The following is a 17,007-nucleotide window of genomic DNA, read 5'->3' as shown; positions in this document are numbered from 1 at the left end:
CGCTGGGTGACGCAACGCACGCCGGGTCCACCGCACGGGAGACGCTAGTCACGGACGAGCCTGCTGGTGTAGCCCGCGTCGACGAGCCGCCGCCAGGCCGCGTCGACCTCCCGCGGCACGTGCTGGGCCGCGGCGAAGCCCCGTTGCGCGTAGAGGGTGATGCGCTGGGTGTCGCCGACGAGCATGTCGATCACCCGCCGAGCGTCACCGATCGACTCGACGTAGTCGTCGAGCGGGAGGCGCCGCGCACCGCACACGATCTCGACGCCAGGCCAGATGTGCTTGGCCGTGGCGTAGGCGCGGCGCTGCTGGTACGGCTTGCACACCAGCAGCAGCGAACGGACTTCCACACCTCGTGCGGCGAGCACATGCCGGGTGAACTCGATGTTCTCGCCGGTGTTGGTGGCCCTGGGCTCGACGACGATCGCGGGGTCGGGAACCCCGAGCTCCATCGCGCGCTCCCGGTAGTGCACGGCCTCGCCGCGGGGGAACCGCTCGACGGTGGTCGGCGCGTTCGCGCCGGTGAAGACGATCAGCGGGAAGTAGCCCGCGTGGTAGAGGTCCACGACCTGCTCGGCGACGCCGATGTCGTGGCAGCCCAGGCCGACGCCGACATCGCACGGCCGCAGATCGTGCCGCAGATCGTGGTATTCCCACAGGAGTTCGACCTCGCCGCGGACCTCGTCCGGGATTCTCGGCCCGGGCGTCACCATGCACTCACCTCGGCACGTTTCAGGAACCCTGCTTCTCCTGCGAGCCGCCGCTCTGGGACACCGCCACCCCGAGACCGATCGCGGCCGCCACGGGCCATTCGATCATCGAGAGCGCGGCCAGCGCTCCGAGACCACCGTAGAAGGCCATCGTCCGGCCGGAGGGCAGGTAGGAGCGGACGGCGTTCGCCGCGCCCGTCAGGTCGTCGCGGGTGGGGATGTAGTGGTCGGGCTGGCGGACCTCGGCCGTCACACCCGGCATCTCCACGGTCGTCGACTTCCGCTGCTTGGTGGCCATGACCCTCTCCTCCTCCGTGCGTCTTCGGACGGCGATGTCGAACGGACGAGCCGGTGCGGGTCCCGCCTGTCCCCCGGTCCGCCTGGAGCTACCACGCTACGACCAGCCGCGCCGTCATGCCCTGCGAGCACGACAACATCAACCCGGCGGGGATTGCTCCATGGGGGTTGACAAGCCGAGGAACGACGCCATGCCTCGCTGGAGCTTCGTAGCGTGCTTCGCGGTAAGCAGACGCAACGAACCTTGGGGGAATCGGTGCGGCTCAAGCCAATCACCGGACTGAGGGCGTCGCTCTGACGCTGGCCGCCGTGCTCGCGACGGGGCAGACCGCGGCGGCGGACGTGGAACCGCACGGCTTCCACTACGGGATGGCGCCGAGCTTCGGAACGCTAAACGCGCCAGGGCACCGACGTGAACACACCGGTGAACGCGACCATCCGCGACGGGGAGCACTTCGTCTGCACGCACCAGAACTGCGGGGGCAGGGTGCTCGGCGGCTGGTACGTCTGCGCGCCCGGACAGCCCGCGGAGAACGAATGGGTGCCCACGGACCGCGGCTGGGTCGGCCGCGCCGCGGTGCCATCGACTGGTTCCCGTGATCTGACGGTTCGCGGCTCGTTCCGGCCCGCCGGAGCGAGCCGCGAGGCAGGTCGCGACTACAAGTCCGACGAGCCTGACGGGCCCCACTGCAACGCCGGGCCGTCGGGTTCCTCGCGGTACAGGCCGCGCTTGGCGATGTACTGGACGATCCCGTCCGGCACGAGGTACCAGACCGGCAGGCCGGCGCGGACGCGCTGGCGGCAGCCGGTGGAGGAGATCGCCATCGCCGGGATCTCCACCAGCGACACCGCGCCCTTGGGCAGGTGCTCGCCCGCCAGCTGGTAGCCGGGCCGGGTGACGCCGATGAAGTGCGCCAGCTCGAACAGCTCGTCCACCCGGTGCCAGGACAGGATCTGCTCCAGCGCGTCCGCCCCGGTGATGAAGTACAGCTCGGCTTCCGGGTACAGGGCGCGCAGGTCGGCCAGCGTGTCGGCGGTGTAGGTGGGCCCGGCGCGGTCGATGTCGACCCGGCTGACCTGGAACCGGGGGTTGGAGGCGGTGGCGACCACGGTCATCAGGTAGCGGTCCTCGGCCGGGCTGACCACCTCGTGGGTCTTCTGCCACGGCTGGCCGGTCGGCACGAAGATCACCTGCTCGAGGCCGAACTGCGCTTGGACCTCACTGGCCGCGACCAGGTGGCCGTGGTGGATCGGATCGAAGGTGCCACCCATGACACCGATGCGGCGCCGACGAGACATGGTTGGACAGCCTACGACGTCCTCGCGCGGGGGCGCTCGCCCTCGCGCGCGATAGTGTCGGCGATCACTCCAGCGGAGCCAGCACCTCGCCGGTCTCGGCGTCGCGAACCTTGATCGCCTCGACCGGGCAGGACTCCGCCGCGTCCACCACCGCGTCGGCCGGCTCCACCCGCTCATTCAGCACGCAGGAGAACCCGTTCTCGTCGGTGTCGAAATGATCGGGGGCGGTCCCGATGCACATGCCCGAGCCGATGCAGGTGTCGCCGTCCAACTCGACCAACCAAGCCATGCTGCCGTCCTTCGTCGGGGAGATCCCGAACGATCTTGCCTCACCGCGCGATCCCCGTGCAGCCGATTCACTCATTCAGATTGCCACGCCACCTCGAGCTTCGAAGGGCCGCGCACGAGCATGCCCTCCTTCCACACCACGTCGTCCTCGCCGCCGGCGAACCGCAGCCCTGGCAGGCGGGTCAGCAACGTGCGCAGGCCGACCTGGAGCTCCAGACGGGCGAGCTGGGCGCCGAGGCAGTGGTGCGGTCCGTGCCCGAAACCGATGTGGGCGTTGTTCTCGCGGGTCAGGTCGAGCCGGTCGGGTTCGTCGAAGACCGACTCGTCGCGGTTCGCCGACGACGCGCTGACCAGCACCGGTTCCCCGGCGCGGACCGTGACGCCGCCGAGCTCGACGTCCTGCACCGCGTAGCGGGCGAAGACCGCCGCGACGCCGAGCGGCACGTAGCGGGTCAGCTCCTCGACGGCGCGGGGCAGGGCGTCGAGGTCGGCGAGCAGGCCCGCGAGCTGGTCCGGGTGGGTGAGCAGGACGTAGACGAAGTTCGGGATCTGCGTCGCGGTGGTCTCGTGGCCCGCGACCAGGATGCCCGCCGCGAGCTGGACCATCTCCTGCTCGGTCAGCTTGTCGTGCTCGTCGCGGGCTTCGATCAGCGCGCTCATCAGGTCGTCCTGCGGGTCCACCCGGCGCTTGGCGATCAGCCCCGCCATGTAGCCGAACATCCGGTCCATGTAGTCGACGACCTGTTCGGGAGTCAGCTTCGTGGTCGACAGGAAGGCGTCCGACCACTCCCGGAAGTCCTCCCGGTCCTCGTAGGGCACACCCAGCAGCTCGCAGATGACGGTGATCGGCAGCGGGAGGGCGAACTCCTCGACGAGGTCGGCGGGCGAGCCGTGCTCGATCATCCGGTCCACCAGGCCGTCGGCGATCTCCTGGGTGCGCGGCCGCAGCCGCTCGACGCGGCGCTGGGTGAACGCCTTGGCCACCAGCCTGCGAAGCCGCGTGTGGTCCGGCGGGTCCATGCTCAGGATGCCGCCGCCGGTCATGCCCGGGCGCATCCGCGGCTCGTCCTTCTCCAGCACCGCGGCGCGGCTGAACCTGGGGTCGGCCAGCACCACTTTGGCGTCCTCGTACCTGGTCGCCAGCCACGCGGCCTCGCCGTAGGGCAGCTTCACCCGCGACATCGGCTCCTGGGCGCGCAGCCGCGCGTAGAAGGGGTCGAGGTTCAGCCGCTCGGGGGCGCTGAACGGGTAGGGCCTCGGCTCGGGCATGCTGGGCTCCCAGTTATGTAAGCAACTGCTTACAAGTTACTCCGGCCCCGTCCCCGCGCGCACGGATGAGTACCCGAACCGAGCAGCGGGTCAGGACCGCCCGTCACCGAGCAGGGTCTCGACCACACGCACCATGTGCTCGGCGACCGCCTCCGGCGCGGCCTCGACCAGCGCCGGGCTGCGCAGCACCGACCTGGCCAGCCCCAGGCCGAACACGCAGGCCAGCACGATCTCGGCGCGCAGCTCGGCGTCGTCGGCACCGCTCAGCTCGCTGAGCCGCGCGACGTAGCGCCTGCCCAGCTCCTCGCGGAGCAGCTGCGCCGCGCGCTCGTCGCTGAAGGAACGCAGCATCGCCGCGAACGGATGGTCCTCGCCGGTGTGCCGGGCGGCCAGCACCGCCTCCAGCAGCCGCCTTGGCAGCTCCTCGACGGGCTCGTCGAGCATCCCGCGGCTGTCCCTGGCCAGGACCTCGGCGAACAGCTCCTGCTTGGAGCCGAAGTAGCGGAACAGCAGCGCCTGGTTCACACCCGCGCGGGCGGCGACGTCGCGGACCGTCGCCTGCTCGAACCCGCGCTCGGCGAACAGCTCCGCGGCCGCGCGCAGCAGAGCCTCGCGGGTCGCCGCGGAGTCGCGCCGCCGGCGCGGGCTGGCGGACATGGCTCGTCCTTCAGCCGGCCACGCCGGAGGTGCCCGAGCCCCGCACGTGCCCGTCGCCGAAGGCCAGCCACTTGGTCGAGGTCAGCTCGGGCAGGCCCATCGGGCCGCGCGCGTGCAGCTTCTGGGTGGAGATCCCGATCTCGGCGCCCATCCCGAACTCGCCGCCGTCGGTGAACGCCGTCGAGGCGTTGACCATGACCGCGGCCGCGTCGACCTGGGCGCTGAACTGCCGGGCCGCGCGCACGTCGTCGGTGACGATCGCCTCGGTGTGGCCGGAGCCGTGGGCGCGGATGTGCTCGACCGCGGCGGGCAGCGACTCCACGACCGCGGCGGCGATGTCGTGCGAGAGGTACTCGGTGTCCCAGTCCTCGGCCGTGGCGGGCACGACGTTGGGGCCGCCAACCCCGGCGACCTGCTCGTCGCCGTGCACGGTCACCCCGGCCGAGTGCAGTTCGGACAGCGCGCGCGGCAGGAACTCCGCGGCGATGTCCTGGTGCACCAGCAGGTTCTCCGCGGCGTTGCACACGCTGACCCGGCGCGCCTTGGAGTTGAGCAGGATGCGCAGCGCGGTGTCCACGTCGGCCTTGGCGTCGACGTAGACGTGGCAGTTGCCGATGCCGGTCTCGATCGCGGGCACGGTCGCCTGCTCGACAACCGCCGAGATCAGGCCCGCGCCGCCGCGCGGGATGACCACGTCGACCAGCCCGCGCGCGGTGATCAGGTAGCGCACCGAGGCGCGGTCGTGGCACGGCAGCAGCTGCACCGACTCGGCGGGCAGCCCGTGCTCGACGACGACGTCGGTGAGGATCGAGACGAGCACGGTGTTGGACTGCTCAGCAGAGGACGAGCCGCGCAGCAGCACCGCGTTGCCCGCCTTGAGGGTCAGCCCGGCCGCGTCCACCGTCACGTTCGGACGGCCTTCGTAGACGATGCCGACCACGCCCAGCGGCACCCGCACCTGCTGGAGCTGCAGACCGTTGGGCAGCACGTGCCCGCGCAGCACCTCGCCGACCGGGTCCGGCAGGCCCGCCACGGTGCGCAGTCCGTCGGCCATCCCGGCGATCCGGTCGTCGTCCAGGCGCAGCCGGTCGATCATGCCCTCGGCCAGTCCGGCCTCGCGGCCCGCGGCCACGTCGAGGTCGTTGGCGGCGATGATCTCCGGCGCACGCCGCACCAGCGCGTCGGCCATGTCGTGCAGCAGGGAGTCCTTGGTGCCCCGGTTCGCCACGGCCAGCTCCGCGGCGGCCTGCCTGGCCCGGCGGGCCGCCGCGAGGACCTGCTCGCGCAGCTCCTCGCCCTGGGCCTTCGTGGTGGGGGTTTGCGTGCTCGTGGTCACGTCCCCAGGTTAGTCCTCCCGTCATCTGGGACCCATCGGCCACGACCGGTCCGAGCAGGAGCGCCATGCGATGGGCGGCGGCAGGCGCGTCGGAGGCGTCCGGTAGGAATCGGGCGTGGACGAAAACGCCCTGCGCGAACTCGCCGAAGAACGACTCCGCGCCCTGGCCGGTCCCGAAGCCGCGCTGCGCGACGACCAGTGGAACGCGATCCGCGCGCTCGTGCTGCAACGCCGCCGCGCGCTGGTCGTCCAGCGCACCGGCTGGGGGAAGTCCGCCGTGTACTTCGTGGCCACCGCCCTGCTGCGCGAGCTCGGCGAGGGTCCGACGGTCATCGTGTCGCCGCTGCTGGCGCTGATGCGCAACCAGGTGGAGGCCGCCGCCGCTGCCGGGGTCAACGCGGTGACGATCAACTCCGCCAACCCCGAGGAATGGGCGGCGATCGAGGAGCAGGTCGTCGTCGGCGACGTCGACGTGCTGCTGGTGAGCCCGGAGCGGCTGAACAACCCCGACTTCCGCGACAACGTGCTGCCCGAGCTCACCCAGAACGCCGGGCTGCTGGTGGTCGACGAGGCGCACTGCATCTCCGACTGGGGCCACGACTTCCGCCCCGACTACCGGCGTCTGCGGACCCTGCTCACCGAGCTGCCCGAAGGCGTGCCGGTGCTGGCCACCACCGCGACCGCCAACGACCGCGTGGTCACCGACGTCTCCGAGCAGCTCGGAGTCGGCGGCGAGTTCTCCGACCCGCAGGAGACGCTGGTGCTGCGCGGCAGCCTGGACCGCGAGAGCCTCCGGCTGGGCGTGGTGCGGCTGCCGACCGCGCAGGCGCGGCTGGGCTGGCTGGCCAGCAGGCTCGGCGACCTGCCGGGCTCGGGGATCATCTACACGCTGACCGTCGCGGCCACCGAGGAGGTCGCAGGCTACCTGCGCGACCAGGGCTACGAGGTGGCCTCCTACTCCGGGCGCACCGACCCCGCCGAACGGCAGCGCGCCGAGGAGGACCTGCTGGCGAACCGGGTCAAGGCGCTGGTGGCGACCTCCGCGCTGGGCATGGGCTTCGACAAGCCCGACCTCGGTTTCGTGGCACACCTGGGGGCGCCGTCGTCGCCGATCGCCTACTACCAGCAGATCGGCCGCGCGGGCCGCGGCGTGCGGCGGGCGGACGCGCTGCTGCTGCCCGGCCCCGAGGACCAGGACATCTGGTCGTACTTCGCGTCGCTGGCCTTCCCGCCGGAGTCGACCGTGCGCGCGATCCTCGACGCGCTGGCCGAAGCCGGCGGGACGCTGTCCACCGCGGCGCTGGAGCCGCGCGTCGAGCTGGGCCGCACCCGGCTGGAGATGGTGCTCAAGGTGCTCGACGTCGACGGCGCGGTGCGCCGCGTCAAGGGCGGCTGGGAGGCCACCGGCCAGCCGTGGTCCTACGACGCCGAACGCTACGAGCGCATCAACGCCGAGCGCCGAGCGGAGCAGCAGGCGATGCTGGACTACCTCGCCACCTCCGGCTGCCGGATGGAGTTCCTGCGCCGCCAGCTCGACGACCCGGGCGCACAACCCTGCGGGCGCTGCGACAACTGCACCGGCGCCGGTTACTCCGCCGAGGTCGACGAGCGGGCCGTCGAGCAGGCCGGGGAGCGCCTGCGCAGGCCGGGAGTCGAGCTGTCGCCGCGCAAGATGTGGCCGACCGGGATGGAAGCGCTGGGCGTGCCGGTCTCGGGGAAGCTGCGGGCCGACGAGCTCACCGGGCAGGGCCGGGCGGTGGGCAGGCTGACCGACATCGGCTGGGGCAACCGGCTGCGCGAGCTCCTCGCCACCTCGGCACCGGACCAGGAGCTGCCCGAGGACCTGTTCAACGCCTGCGTGCAGGTGCTGGCGGCGTGGGACTGGGCGCAGCGGCCGGCCGGCGTGGTCGCACTGGGTTCCCGGACCCGGCCGAAGCTGGTGCGCAGCCTGGCCTCGCGGATCGCCGAGATCGGCAGGCTGCCGCTGCTCGGCGAGGTGGCCACCAACCCCGCCACGCGACCGCAGCGGGCCACCAACAGCGCCCAACGGATCGCCGCGCTGTGGCAGCAGTTCCGGGTACCGCAGGAGCTCGCCGCGCGGCTGTCCGCGCTCGACGGCCCGGTGCTGCTGATGGACGACTACGCCGACACCGGCTGGACGGCCACGATCGCCGGCAGGCTGCTCCGCGAGGCCGGCGCCCCGGCGGTGCTGCCGTTCGCGCTGGCGACGACTGGCTGAAAAATCCGGTGTGCCGCCCCGCGGGGATATTCTCCACCACGGGGCGGCGCACGGTTTCCGGGGGAATTGCCGGGATTCGCCGAATGAATGCGAATCAGTTCCGAATCCGCCGAACCAGGACGCCGCGGGGACAGCGGCGTGAATTCGGCTCAGAAATCGAACCGGCCTGATTTCACGGCCACGACGAACGACCGCCACTGGGTGTCCGACGCGGCGAAGTACCGCGAGGCCCGGTCTTTCGAGTCCCGCACGGCGGCACCGCCGCGTACCCGGCCGACCTCGACGCAGTCGGTGTGCCTTGCCGAGTGGGAGGACTTCCGCCAACCGGTGGGGCGCAACGTCATTCGCGATTCTCCATTTCCTCTGCACACGCACCGAGCACCTGAAGTGACTCGGGTTGGCTCATCGCCACGGTGCGGAGGTTATCGCGAGCCTGTTGGTAGGCCTGCACATCCCTTGCGCCATACAGAAAGGCGGCGGAACTGTAATGCTCCAGATGGACTATCGGAGCCGCTTTCGGGAATTCGAAGAGGACGAACGGCCCGGCGTGACCGGCGTGCAGCGAACGCGCCCCGGAGGGCAGTACCCGGACCTCGACGTTGGGCCTGCGGGCCATCTCGGCGACGAACCCGAGCTGCTCGGCCATGACCCCGGGGCCGCCGATCGGCTCGCGTAACGCCGCCTCCAGCACGAACGCGGTCAGCCGCGGGGCGTCGCCGCGGGTTAGCACGTCGCGACGGCCGACGCGCAGCATCACGCGCTTCTCGACCTCGCCAGGCGGCAGGTCGGTCATCAGCGCGCGGGCGTAGTCGGCGGTCTGCAGCAGCCCCGGGATCAGCATGGGGGACAGGTTGGTGATCTCGGTGGCGGTGCGCTCGAACTCGATCAGCGTCGTCAGCTCCGGCCGCACCCCGGGCACCCGGCAGGTCAGCCAGCTCGGTTCGCCGACCTCGCGGGCCAGCCGCAGGATGCGTTCGCGCTCGCCGCCCTTGACACCGGCGGCGGTGAGGTAGCCGGCCACCTCGTCGGCCGCGGGCACGCTGGTTCCGCTCTCGTAGCGGGCGACCCGCACGTGCGCGATGCCCAGCCGCCGCGCCAGCGCACGCACGGTCATGCCGGCCTTGTCCCGGCATTCCCGCAGTTCAGCCCCGAGCGCTCGAGCTTTCGGGCTCCCGGCGCCACTTCTGACCATGCAGGAATCTTAGAAAGGGTTCCCCCGCCCGGGCATCACCCGTAGCGGTAATTGACCAATGTTTCATGAAACGGCAGAGTGAGAATCGTTCCACGGAACAAGGCGAAATCACGGTCCGTTCAGTTCTGCGTACCAGCGCGCCCGCAGTCGGTGCGCCGGTCGGTTCTGCCGGTACCGATCCAGGCTCGCGTGCAGGCGGTGATCGAGCGTGCCCCACCCGTTCCATTGGCAACCAGGCGACGGGCTGCGCCATGCGACTCTCCAGAGCCGCCCCCGCGGCGGGTTCACCGACGAAACGCGCGTCAACACCCTGTGCGGCACGTCCATCAAAGTGGACGATTCCGAGCACGCCTGGCTGTGGAACACCTGCCGCGAGTGCAACAAGGTCGCCCGCGTCCTCGCCGGCATCCAATGACCCACGCGCTCGCGTGGGTCGAATGACCCGCGCGCTCGTACGCACCCGGTGACCGGCGAGCTCGCCGGCATCCGGCGTCCGCGCACCTGATCCGGCACATCACCGCCGCACCGGTCCATTTCGGACCCGCCGCCCCGGAATCCGCGATGTGCGACGGTCTTGGCTTTCCGGTGTCCTCCTGCGTACTGTGACGACGCTCATCAGTTCGATGTTCGTCGTCGGATCGGCGACGACGCTCGGAGGCCCCCATGCCCGAGTACGCGACCGCCCAGGCCGAGCGCCACCGGCTTCCGATGCGCAAGCTCGTCGCGGCGAGCATCGGCAATGCGATCGAGTGGTACGACTGGACCGTCTACACGGCGTTCAGCGTGTACTTCGCCGCCGCGTTCTTCCCCGGCGAACTCGCGCTGATCAACACGCTGGCGACCTTCGCGCTCGCGTTCTTCTTCCGCCCGCTGGGTGGCTGGCTGCTCGGCCGGTTCGCCGACCTGCGAGGGCGCAAACCGGCCATGCTGCTGACCATCGGCCTGATGGCCGGCGGCTCGCTGATCATCGGGCTGCTGCCGAGCTTCCACGTGATCGGGTGGGCGGCGCCGATCCTGCTGGTGCTGGCCAGGATCGGGCAGGGCGTCTCGCTCGGGGGCGAGGTCTCCAACGCCTCGGCCTACCTCGCCGAGATCGCGCCGCCGGACCGCCGCGGCCGCTACTCGTCGTTCTTCTACATCTCCACCGGCACCGCGCTGCTGGTGGCCTCGCTGCTGGGCTACCTGCTGACCAGCGTGCTCACCGAGCAGCAGCTCACCGAGTTCGGGTGGCGCATCCCGTTCGTGCTCGGCGGTGTTCTCGGACTGGTCGGGATGTGGCTGCGCGGCGCGCTGGAGGAGACCGAGCAGTTCGAGGTGAACCAGCCCAAGGCCAAGGCGCTGAAGAACCCGCTGCTGCTGACGCTGACCGAGCACCCGAAGGCTGTCGGCCAGCTCATCGGGTTCAGCATGCTCTCGACGCTGTGCTACTACACGTTCTTCAGCGCGCTCACCCCGTTCGCGGTCAAGACCCGGCACGCCGACGCGACCGACGTTTTCCTCGCGCTCTCGGTGGCGACCGTGCTGTTCGTCGCGTTGCAGTACCCGATGGGCGTGCTCTCCGACCGCTACGGCCGCAAGCCGCAGCTGCTGGTGTGGTCGGCGGCCACCGCCGTGCTGATCGTGCCGCTGTCCACGCTGGTGCGGCCCGGGCTCGGTGGTCTGCTCGTCGTCTTCTGCGTCGGGATCGGGCTCTACACCGCGATGACCTCGATCGCGCCGGCGATCATGTCCGAGCTGTTCCCCACCGAGCTGCGCGGGCTGGGCATCGGCGCCTGGTACAACCTGACCGTGGCGATCTTCGGCGGCACCGCGCCGCTGGTGATCCAGGCGTTCGCGGCGTTCGACGCGTCCACCCTGTTCTTCTGGTACATCGCGACCGGTGCCGCGGTGGCGTTCCTGGTGATCCTCACCCTGCCGGAGACCCGCGGCACCGAGCTGCGCTGAGCGCTCACACCGCGAGCGAGCCACCGGGCACGGGCTTCCCGCGGCGGCCGACGTACGGGCTGCGCCGCACCACCCACGCGGCGCCCCGCACGATGGTCTCCTTGTAGCGGGCCGCGGTCCGGCCGGTGAGCACCGCGTTGCGCGGGGTGTCGTCGCCGTGCACGAACTGGATCAGGCCGTCCCGGCGCCCCAGGCTCATGCACAGGTTGTAGTAGCGGAAGCGCAGCGGTTTCGGGGTGTCGCCGGTCAGCTCGGCGATGATCGACCGGGCCGCCCGGCCCGCCATCGGCAGCCCCGCCGCGCACGACATCCGCAGCTCGGGTCCGCCGTGCGCCCGCGCCCTCGCCGCGTCGCCGACGGCGTAGACGTCGGGGTGCGAGACCGAGCGCATCGAGGCGTCGACCCGGATCCGGCCGCTGCCGTCGCATTCCAGACCGGCCTCGGTCGCGAACCCGGGAACGCGGAAGCCCGCGCTCCACAGCGTCGCGTCGACGTCGACGTCCGAGCCGTCGGCGAGCACGATCCGGTCCTCGCGGACCTCCGAAACCAGCGCGCCAGGCGTGGATTCGATGCCCAGCCGGTCGAACACCCGGCGCACGTGCGCCCTGCCCTTCGGCGACAACCAGCCCAGCGGTTCCGGTCCCGCCAGCAACCGGACCCGCAGGTCCGGATAGGTCTCGGCGAGTTCGGTGGCGGCCTCGATCCCGGTCGAGCCACCACCGACGATGCCGAGAACGCCACCGCGGGCGGCGAGCTCGGCCGCCCGCAGCCGGAGTTCCGCGGCGTCGGTCGCGGTCGCCACCGCCAGAGCGTGCCGCGCGACTCCGGGCACGCTCTCGACGTCCGCGTGGCTGCCCAGCGCGTAGACCAGCTTGTCGTAGCCGAGGACGTGGCCTCCGTCGACCACGACCTCGCGCCGCTCCGCGTCGACGCCGGTGACCCGGCCCACGACCAGCTCGATTCCCGCCTCGCGCACGATGTCTTCCAGCGGCCAGCGGTTCAGCCGCTGTCCGGCGGCGGCCTGGTGCAGGCGCACCCGTTCCACGAACTCGTCGGCGGCGTTGACCAGCGTGACCCGCGCGTCGACGCCGTCGGCGATCCGGCGGGCGGCCAGCAGTCCCGCGTAACCCGCGCCCAGCACCACGATCCGGTGAGTCATCGTCCATCCCCGTTCTGCCCAGTCGATGTCACTCCCTGAACCGGGCAGCACGCAGTTCCATGACGGAACCGGACGTGTCCTCGATCACCTGCCTCCAGTTGCGCGCGACCAGCCCGCACTGCGCGGCGAGGAACCGCAGCTTGTCGGGGTTGAGGACGTTGTAGATGCGTCGCACGCGGTCATCGCCGGCCTCGACGACCGTCACGCTGATCAAGGCGTCGCCGACCACGGCGAGCATTCCCGGCTGGCCGTTGAGCTCCACGACCCGCAACTCCAGCCCAGGCAGCGGCACGTCCAGCAAACCGGCGAAGTAGCGCGCGACCCGGCTCGCGCCGCGGATGGCGTTGCGCGCCGCGCCCGCCACGCCACCGCCGTCGGCGGAGGACACGACGTCGTCGGCGAGCAGGCGTTCCAGCGCCGGTAGGTCGCCACCGCGGGCGGCGTCGAGGAACAGTTCGGCGATCCGGCGCTGCTGATCGCCCGAGGCGTCGAAGCGCGGCCGCTCCCGCAGGTGCGCCTGTGCACGGCGGTGGACCTGCTGCGAGTTCGACTCGGTGATGTCGAGGATCTCGGCGATCTCGCGGTGCCGGTAGCCGAACGCCTCGCGCAGCACGAAGACCGCGCGTTCGGCCGGGGTCAGCTTCTCCAGCAGCACCAGCATCGCCAGCGACACCGACTCGCGCCGCTCAGCGGTGTCCAGTGGGCCGAGCGCGGAGTCGTCGGTCATGACCGGCTCCGGGAGCCAGATCCCGATGTAGTCCTCGCGCCGGGACCGCGCCGACGCGAGCCGGTTGAGGCACAGGTTGGTCAGCACCTTCGTCAGCCACGCCGCGGGCGTGCGGATGACGTCGCGATCGGCGTCGTTCCAGCGCAGGAAGGTCTCCTGCACCAGGTCCTCGGCCTCGGCCGCCGACCCGAGCAGGCGGTAGCCGACAGCGAAAAGCCTCGGCCGGTGCGCTTCGAACTCCGCGACGTGATCGCTGGCCATGGCCAGAGCATACGGAGCGCGGGCGGGCCACCGGCCGGCGTCGCGGCCGGGTCTCAGCGCAACGGCACCAGGTCGTCGGCGTGCACGACCTCGCGGCGCTGTTCGGGAGGCAGCTCGTGGCTGGAGCGCCCGATCAGCGCGGGCAGTTCCTCGGCGTCGTAGGCAACCACGCCCCTGGCCGTCACCGTCCCCGACGGATCGACCAGCTCGACGACGTCACCGCCGTCGAACGCGCCCTCGACGGCGGTGATGCCCGCCGCCAGCAGCGACCGGCGCCGCTTGACCACCGCCGACACCGCGCCGTCGTCCAGCCACAGCCTGCCGCTGGCGTCGGCGGCGTGGGCCAGCCAGAAGCGGCGGGCCGACAGCCGCGAACCCGTCGCGGCGAAGGCGGTTCCCACGTCGGCGTCGCCGAGCGCGCGGTCGGCCAGCGCCGCGGAGGTCAGCAGCACCGGGATGCCCGCGGACGACGCCACCCGCGCGGCCTCGACCTTCGAGGCCATCCCACCGGTGCCCAGCCCGGACGAGCCGGTGCTGCCCGCCTCCACGCCCAGCATGTCCTCGGCGCCGTTGACCTCCAGGATCGCCGACGCGCCGCCCCGGCGGGGATCTCCGTCGTAGAGGGCGTCCACATCGGACAGCAGGACCAGGGCGTCGGCGCCGACCAGGTGCGAGACCAGCGCGGCGAGGCGGTCGTTGTCGCCGAAGCGGATCTCGGTGGTGGCCACCGTGTCGTTCTCGTTGACCACCGGCACCGCGCCCAGCGTGAGCAGCCGGTTCAGGGTGCGCTGCGCGTTGCGGTAGTGCGAGCGCCGGACCACGTCGTCGGCGGTGAGCAGGACCTGGCCCACGGTCAGCGAGTAGCGGGCGAAGGACTCGGCGTAGGCGTGGGCCAGCGCCTGCTGCCCGACGCTGGCAGCGGCCTGCTGGCTGGCCAGGTCGCGGGGTCTGCGGCCCAGGCCGAGCGGGGTGATGCCGGCGGCGATGGCCCCGGAGGAGACCAGCACCACCTGTCCCCCGGCACAGACCCGCCGCGCCACCGTGTCGACCAGCCCGGCCAGCCTGGCGTGGTCGAGGCCACCCTTCGCCCTGGTCAGCGAGGACGAGCCGACCTTCACCACGATGCGCTGCGCCGCAGCGATCAACCGCCTGGTCGGCGACAGCTCACTCACCGACGTAGCCGCCCTCCTCGTCGAGCGAGGTCCGGCGCGCCTTCTTGGCCGCCTTGCGCTCGTGGGCCGAGATCCGCTCGTCCTGGTCCAGCCGCAGGTCGCTTCCGCGTCCGCCCAGCACACCGGCGACCCCGGCCGGCGTCGAGGGCTCCCAGTCGAAGGTCACCGCGCCGATGGTGACCTGGCTGCCGGGCTTGGCGCCCTGCTTGGCCAGCGCCTCCTCCACGCCCAGCTTCGCCAGCCGGTCGGCGAGGAAGCCCACCGCCTCGTCGTTGTCGAACTGGGTCTGGCGCACCCACCGCTCGGGTTTTTCCCCCCTCACGATGAAGGCGTCCTCGAAGTCCGGGTCGGGCTCGACGGTGAAGCCGGTGTCGCCGACGCCCAACGGCCGCACGATCGTGCGGGCCGGTTCCGGTTCCGGCTGCTCGGCCCGGTACTCCTCGACCGCCTCGGCCAGCGCGAAACGCAGCTCGCGCAGGCCCTCGTGGCTGGCGGTGGAGACCTCGAAGACCGGCCAGCCGCGCTGCGCCAGCTCGGGCCGGACCAGCTCGGCCAGCTCCCTGGCCTCGGGCACGTCCATCTTGTTGAGCACCACCAGGCGCGGCCGGGACTCCAGGTCTCCGGCGCCGTGCTCGGTCTTCAGCGCGGGCGTGTAGCGCGCGAGCTCCTCCTCCAGCGCGTCCACATCGGACAGCGGGTCGCGGCCGGGTTCCTGGGTGGCGCAGTCCACGACGTGCACCAGAACCGCGCAGCGCTCGATGTGGCGCAGGAAGTCAAGCCCTAGACCGCGCCCCTCACTGGCACCGGGGATGAGCCCCGGCACGTCGGCGACGGTGAACACGGTGTCACCGGCGGTGACCACGCCGAGGTTGGGCACCAGGGTGGTGAAGGGGTAGTCGGCGATCTTCGGCTTGGCCGCCGACAGCACCGAGATCAGCGACGACTTGCCCGCCGAGGGGAAGCCGACCAGGCCGGCGTCGGCGACCGACTTCAGCTCCAGGACCAGGTCGTGCTCCCCGCCCGGCTCACCGAGCAGCGCGAAACCGGGCGCCCTGCGGGCCTTGGACGACAGCGCCGCGTTGCCGAGGCCGCCACGTCCGCCCTCCGCCGCCACGAAGGTCGTGCCCGCGCCCACCAGGTCGGCAAGGACCTCGCCGTCCGGGGTGAGCACCACGGTGCCCTCCGGCACCGACAGCACGAGGTCCTCGCCGATCGCACCGTTGCGCATGCTCCCCCGGCCCTGCTTGCCGTTGGAGGCACGCGCGTGCGGGCGGTGGTGGAAGTCCAGCAGCGTGTGCACGCCCGGGTCGACGACCAGCCGGACGTCACCGCCCCGGCCGCCGTTGCCGCCGTCGGGTCCGCCGAGCGGTTTGTACTTCTCCCGATGCACCGATGCGCAACCGTTACCGCCGTCGCCAGCGGCGACGTGGATGGTCACGCGGTCGACGAACCGCGACACGAATGCCTCCAAGGACAAGAAAACGAGGGGCAGGACCGGCTAGGCCGGACCCGCCCCTCGTCGGGAAAAACGTGTGCCGAGAGCCGGGTCAGGCCTCGGCCGGCACGATGCTGACGGTCTTGCGGTTGCGCGTGCTACCGAACTCGACGGTGCCCGCGGAAAGCGCGAAGAGGGTGTCGTCCCCACCGCGGCCGACGTTCAGGCCCGGGTGGAACTTGGTGCCGCGCTGGCGGACGATGATCTCACCGGCCTTGACGACCTGACCACCGAATCGCTTGACCCCGAGGTACTTCGGGTTCGAGTCGCGGCCGTTCCGAGAGCTGGATGCGCCCTTCTTGTGTGCCATGACTAGTCAGGTCCTCACTTGGTGATGCCGGTGACCTCAACGCGGGTCAGCTTCTGCCGGTGACCCTGGCGCTTGTGGTAGCCGGTCTTGTTCTTGAACTTGTGGATGCGGATCTTGGGGCCCTTGGTCTGCTCGACCAGCTTGCCGGTCACCGAAACCTTCGCCAGCGCGTCGGCGTCGGCGGTGACATCGGAGCCGTCGACGAGCAGAAGCGCCGGGAAGGTGACATCGGTGCCCGGCTCGCCTTCGAGCTTCTCGACCTCGACGACATCCCCGACAGCCACCTTGTACTGCTTGCCGCCGGTCTTGACGATCGCGTACATGAGTCGGAAGTCTCCTGCTGCTCGGTTTCCCTGTTGACGCCCTCTCCGACCAAGCCGGAGATTCCTACCACCCGGCGGCGCCGGATCTCGGTGGGTTCCCGCTTCGTCGCCCCGGTCCCCCAGCTGAGGTCGCACTCGGGCTCTGCGGGCGTTTATCCTCTCCGCCCGTCCGGCGGCGAGAAGTTCCCACCCATCATACAGACAGGCACGAAAGGCCCGATCGACAGGCCCCCGCGCCGACGGCGAGGGGTGGACTCCGCATCGCATCCGGATCACGCGGAGGAAGTCCGGCTCGTCCGCGGACGAGCCGAGCCAGGCTAAATGGGCGT

Annotated in this window: 18 protein-coding genes; 3 read left to right on the top strand and 15 right to left on the bottom strand. The window is 71.3% G+C overall.

What is annotated here, in order from left to right:
- Positions 1–44: 44 nt before the first annotated feature.
- The 7 genes from HUO13_RS09515 to HUO13_RS09485 all read right to left on the bottom strand — a co-directional run bounded on the left by HUO13_RS09515 (position 45) and on the right by HUO13_RS09485 (position 5,856).
- On the bottom strand, positions 45–713 hold the full coding sequence (locus HUO13_RS09515) for a YdcF family protein (protein WP_211901052.1): 669 nt from the start codon (positions 711–713) through the stop codon (positions 45–47).
- 19 nt (positions 714–732) lie between these two features.
- On the bottom strand, positions 733–1,008 hold the full coding sequence (locus HUO13_RS09510) for a hypothetical protein (protein ID WP_211901051.1): 276 nt from the start codon (positions 1,006–1,008) through the stop codon (positions 733–735).
- 656 nt (positions 1,009–1,664) lie between these two features.
- The gene (gene nadD, locus HUO13_RS09505) at positions 1,665–2,306 is read right to left on the bottom strand and encodes a nicotinate-nucleotide adenylyltransferase (protein ID WP_211901050.1); all 642 of its coding nucleotides are present in this window, start codon (positions 2,304–2,306) and stop codon (positions 1,665–1,667) included.
- Between the two features lie 64 nt (positions 2,307–2,370).
- Positions 2,371–2,595: a ferredoxin gene (locus tag HUO13_RS09500; RefSeq protein ID WP_211901049.1), complete on the bottom strand. Its 225-nt coding sequence runs from the start codon at positions 2,593–2,595 to the stop codon at positions 2,371–2,373.
- A 71-nt stretch (positions 2,596–2,666) separates the two neighbouring features.
- On the bottom strand, positions 2,667–3,863 hold the full coding sequence (locus HUO13_RS09495; RefSeq protein ID WP_211901048.1) for a cytochrome P450: 1,197 nt from the start codon (positions 3,861–3,863) through the stop codon (positions 2,667–2,669).
- A 90-nt stretch (positions 3,864–3,953) separates the two neighbouring features.
- Positions 3,954–4,520, bottom strand: a complete 567-nt coding sequence (locus tag HUO13_RS09490; RefSeq protein WP_211901047.1) for a TetR family transcriptional regulator — start codon at positions 4,518–4,520, stop codon at positions 3,954–3,956.
- A 10-nt stretch (positions 4,521–4,530) separates the two neighbouring features.
- On the bottom strand, positions 4,531–5,856 hold the full coding sequence (locus HUO13_RS09485) for a glutamate-5-semialdehyde dehydrogenase (RefSeq protein WP_211901046.1): 1,326 nt from the start codon (positions 5,854–5,856) through the stop codon (positions 4,531–4,533).
- A 115-nt stretch (positions 5,857–5,971) separates the two neighbouring features.
- Here HUO13_RS09485 and HUO13_RS09480 point away from each other — a divergent pair, with 115 nt between their 5' ends.
- Entirely contained in the window at positions 5,972–8,095 is a 2,124-nt protein-coding gene (locus HUO13_RS09480) for a RecQ family ATP-dependent DNA helicase (RefSeq protein WP_211901045.1), read from the top strand.
- 149 nt (positions 8,096–8,244) lie between these two features.
- Here HUO13_RS09480 and HUO13_RS09475 read toward each other — a convergent pair whose 3' ends face one another.
- Positions 8,245–8,439 carry a DUF397 domain-containing protein gene (locus tag HUO13_RS09475; protein WP_211901044.1) on the bottom strand — a complete coding sequence of 65 codons (195 nt, stop codon included), beginning with the start codon at positions 8,437–8,439 and terminating at the stop codon, positions 8,245–8,247.
- A complete protein-coding gene (locus tag HUO13_RS09470; protein WP_211901043.1) occupies positions 8,436–9,287 on the bottom strand; it encodes a helix-turn-helix domain-containing protein in 852 nt (283 codons plus the stop codon). The genes HUO13_RS09475 and HUO13_RS09470 overlap by 4 nt, the downstream gene beginning before the upstream one ends.
- Positions 9,288–9,495: 208 nt before the next feature.
- On the opposite strand from HUO13_RS09470, the gene HUO13_RS09465 reads away from it, so the two are divergent.
- Together HUO13_RS09465 and HUO13_RS09460 are read left to right on the top strand one after the other, a co-directional pair.
- Complete coding sequence (locus HUO13_RS09465; RefSeq protein WP_211901042.1) at positions 9,496–9,702, top strand: zinc finger protein; 207 nt, start codon at positions 9,496–9,498, stop codon at positions 9,700–9,702.
- Positions 9,703–9,950: 248 nt separating this feature from the next.
- Positions 9,951–11,231: an MFS transporter gene (locus HUO13_RS09460; RefSeq protein ID WP_211901041.1), complete on the top strand. Its 1,281-nt coding sequence runs from the start codon at positions 9,951–9,953 to the stop codon at positions 11,229–11,231.
- Between the two features lie 4 nt (positions 11,232–11,235).
- Here the strand turns inward: HUO13_RS09460 and HUO13_RS09455 are convergent, their stop codons facing one another.
- The 6 genes from HUO13_RS09455 to rplU all read right to left on the bottom strand — a co-directional run bounded on the left by HUO13_RS09455 (position 11,236) and on the right by rplU (position 16,678).
- Positions 11,236–12,390 (bottom strand): NAD(P)/FAD-dependent oxidoreductase, encoded by a 1,155-nt coding sequence (locus tag HUO13_RS09455; protein ID WP_249124565.1) that lies wholly within the window; start codon positions 12,388–12,390, stop codon positions 11,236–11,238.
- 28 nt (positions 12,391–12,418) lie between these two features.
- Positions 12,419–13,378 (bottom strand): RNA polymerase sigma-70 factor, encoded by a 960-nt coding sequence (locus HUO13_RS09450; RefSeq protein WP_211901040.1) that lies wholly within the window; start codon positions 13,376–13,378, stop codon positions 12,419–12,421.
- Between the two features lie 53 nt (positions 13,379–13,431).
- Positions 13,432–14,550, bottom strand: coding sequence for a glutamate 5-kinase (gene proB, locus HUO13_RS09445; protein WP_432757830.1), 1,119 nt, complete (start codon positions 14,548–14,550; stop codon positions 13,432–13,434).
- Entirely contained in the window at positions 14,543–16,021 is a 1,479-nt protein-coding gene (gene obgE / locus HUO13_RS09440) for a GTPase ObgE (RefSeq protein WP_211902766.1), read from the bottom strand. Before obgE ends, proB begins: the two co-directional genes overlap by 8 nt.
- Before the next feature lie 76 nt (positions 16,022–16,097).
- Positions 16,098–16,355, bottom strand: coding sequence for a 50S ribosomal protein L27 (gene rpmA, locus HUO13_RS09435; protein ID WP_211901039.1), 258 nt, complete (start codon positions 16,353–16,355; stop codon positions 16,098–16,100).
- A 14-nt stretch (positions 16,356–16,369) separates the two neighbouring features.
- Positions 16,370–16,678, bottom strand: coding sequence for a 50S ribosomal protein L21 (gene rplU, locus HUO13_RS09430; RefSeq protein WP_211901038.1), 309 nt, complete (start codon positions 16,676–16,678; stop codon positions 16,370–16,372).
- Positions 16,679–17,007: the final 329 nt, after the last annotated feature.

It is taken from the genome of Saccharopolyspora erythraea (assembly GCF_018141105.1).
GTDB lineage: Bacteria > Actinomycetota > Actinomycetes > Mycobacteriales > Pseudonocardiaceae > Saccharopolyspora_D > Saccharopolyspora_D erythraea_A.
Note: the sequence above shows the minus strand (reverse complement) of the source record. Positions and strands in the feature narration are given on the sequence as shown.

Bases quoted from the DNA above. Each gene is read 5' to 3' on its own strand.
- HUO13_RS09515 (WP_211901052.1), bottom strand. From the start codon at position 713: ATGGTGACGCCCGGGCCGAGAATCCCGGACGAGGTCCGCGGCGAGGTC.
- HUO13_RS09510 (WP_211901051.1), bottom strand. From the start codon at position 1,008: ATGGCCACCAAGCAGCGGAAGTCGACGACCGTGGAGATGCCGGGTGTG.
- nadD (WP_211901050.1), bottom strand. From the start codon at position 2,306: ATGTCTCGTCGGCGCCGCATCGGTGTCATGGGTGGCACCTTCGATCCG.
- HUO13_RS09500 (WP_211901049.1), bottom strand. From the start codon at position 2,595: ATGGCTTGGTTGGTCGAGTTGGACGGCGACACCTGCATCGGCTCGGGC.
- HUO13_RS09495 (WP_211901048.1), bottom strand. From the start codon at position 3,863: ATGCCCGAGCCGAGGCCCTACCCGTTCAGCGCCCCCGAGCGGCTGAAC.
- HUO13_RS09490 (WP_211901047.1), bottom strand. From the start codon at position 4,520: ATGTCCGCCAGCCCGCGCCGGCGGCGCGACTCCGCGGCGACCCGCGAG.
- HUO13_RS09475 (WP_211901044.1), bottom strand. From the start codon at position 8,439: ATGACGTTGCGCCCCACCGGTTGGCGGAAGTCCTCCCACTCGGCAAGG.
- HUO13_RS09470 (WP_211901043.1), bottom strand. From the start codon at position 9,287: ATGGTCAGAAGTGGCGCCGGGAGCCCGAAAGCTCGAGCGCTCGGGGCT.
- HUO13_RS09460 (WP_211901041.1), top strand. From the start codon at position 9,951: ATGCCCGAGTACGCGACCGCCCAGGCCGAGCGCCACCGGCTTCCGATG.
- HUO13_RS09455 (WP_249124565.1), bottom strand. From the start codon at position 12,390: ATGACTCACCGGATCGTGGTGCTGGGCGCGGGTTACGCGGGACTGCTG.
- HUO13_RS09450 (WP_211901040.1), bottom strand. From the start codon at position 13,378: ATGGCCAGCGATCACGTCGCGGAGTTCGAAGCGCACCGGCCGAGGCTT.
- rpmA (WP_211901039.1), bottom strand. From the start codon at position 16,355: ATGGCACACAAGAAGGGCGCATCCAGCTCTCGGAACGGCCGCGACTCG.
- rplU (WP_211901038.1), bottom strand. From the start codon at position 16,678: ATGTACGCGATCGTCAAGACCGGCGGCAAGCAGTACAAGGTGGCTGTC.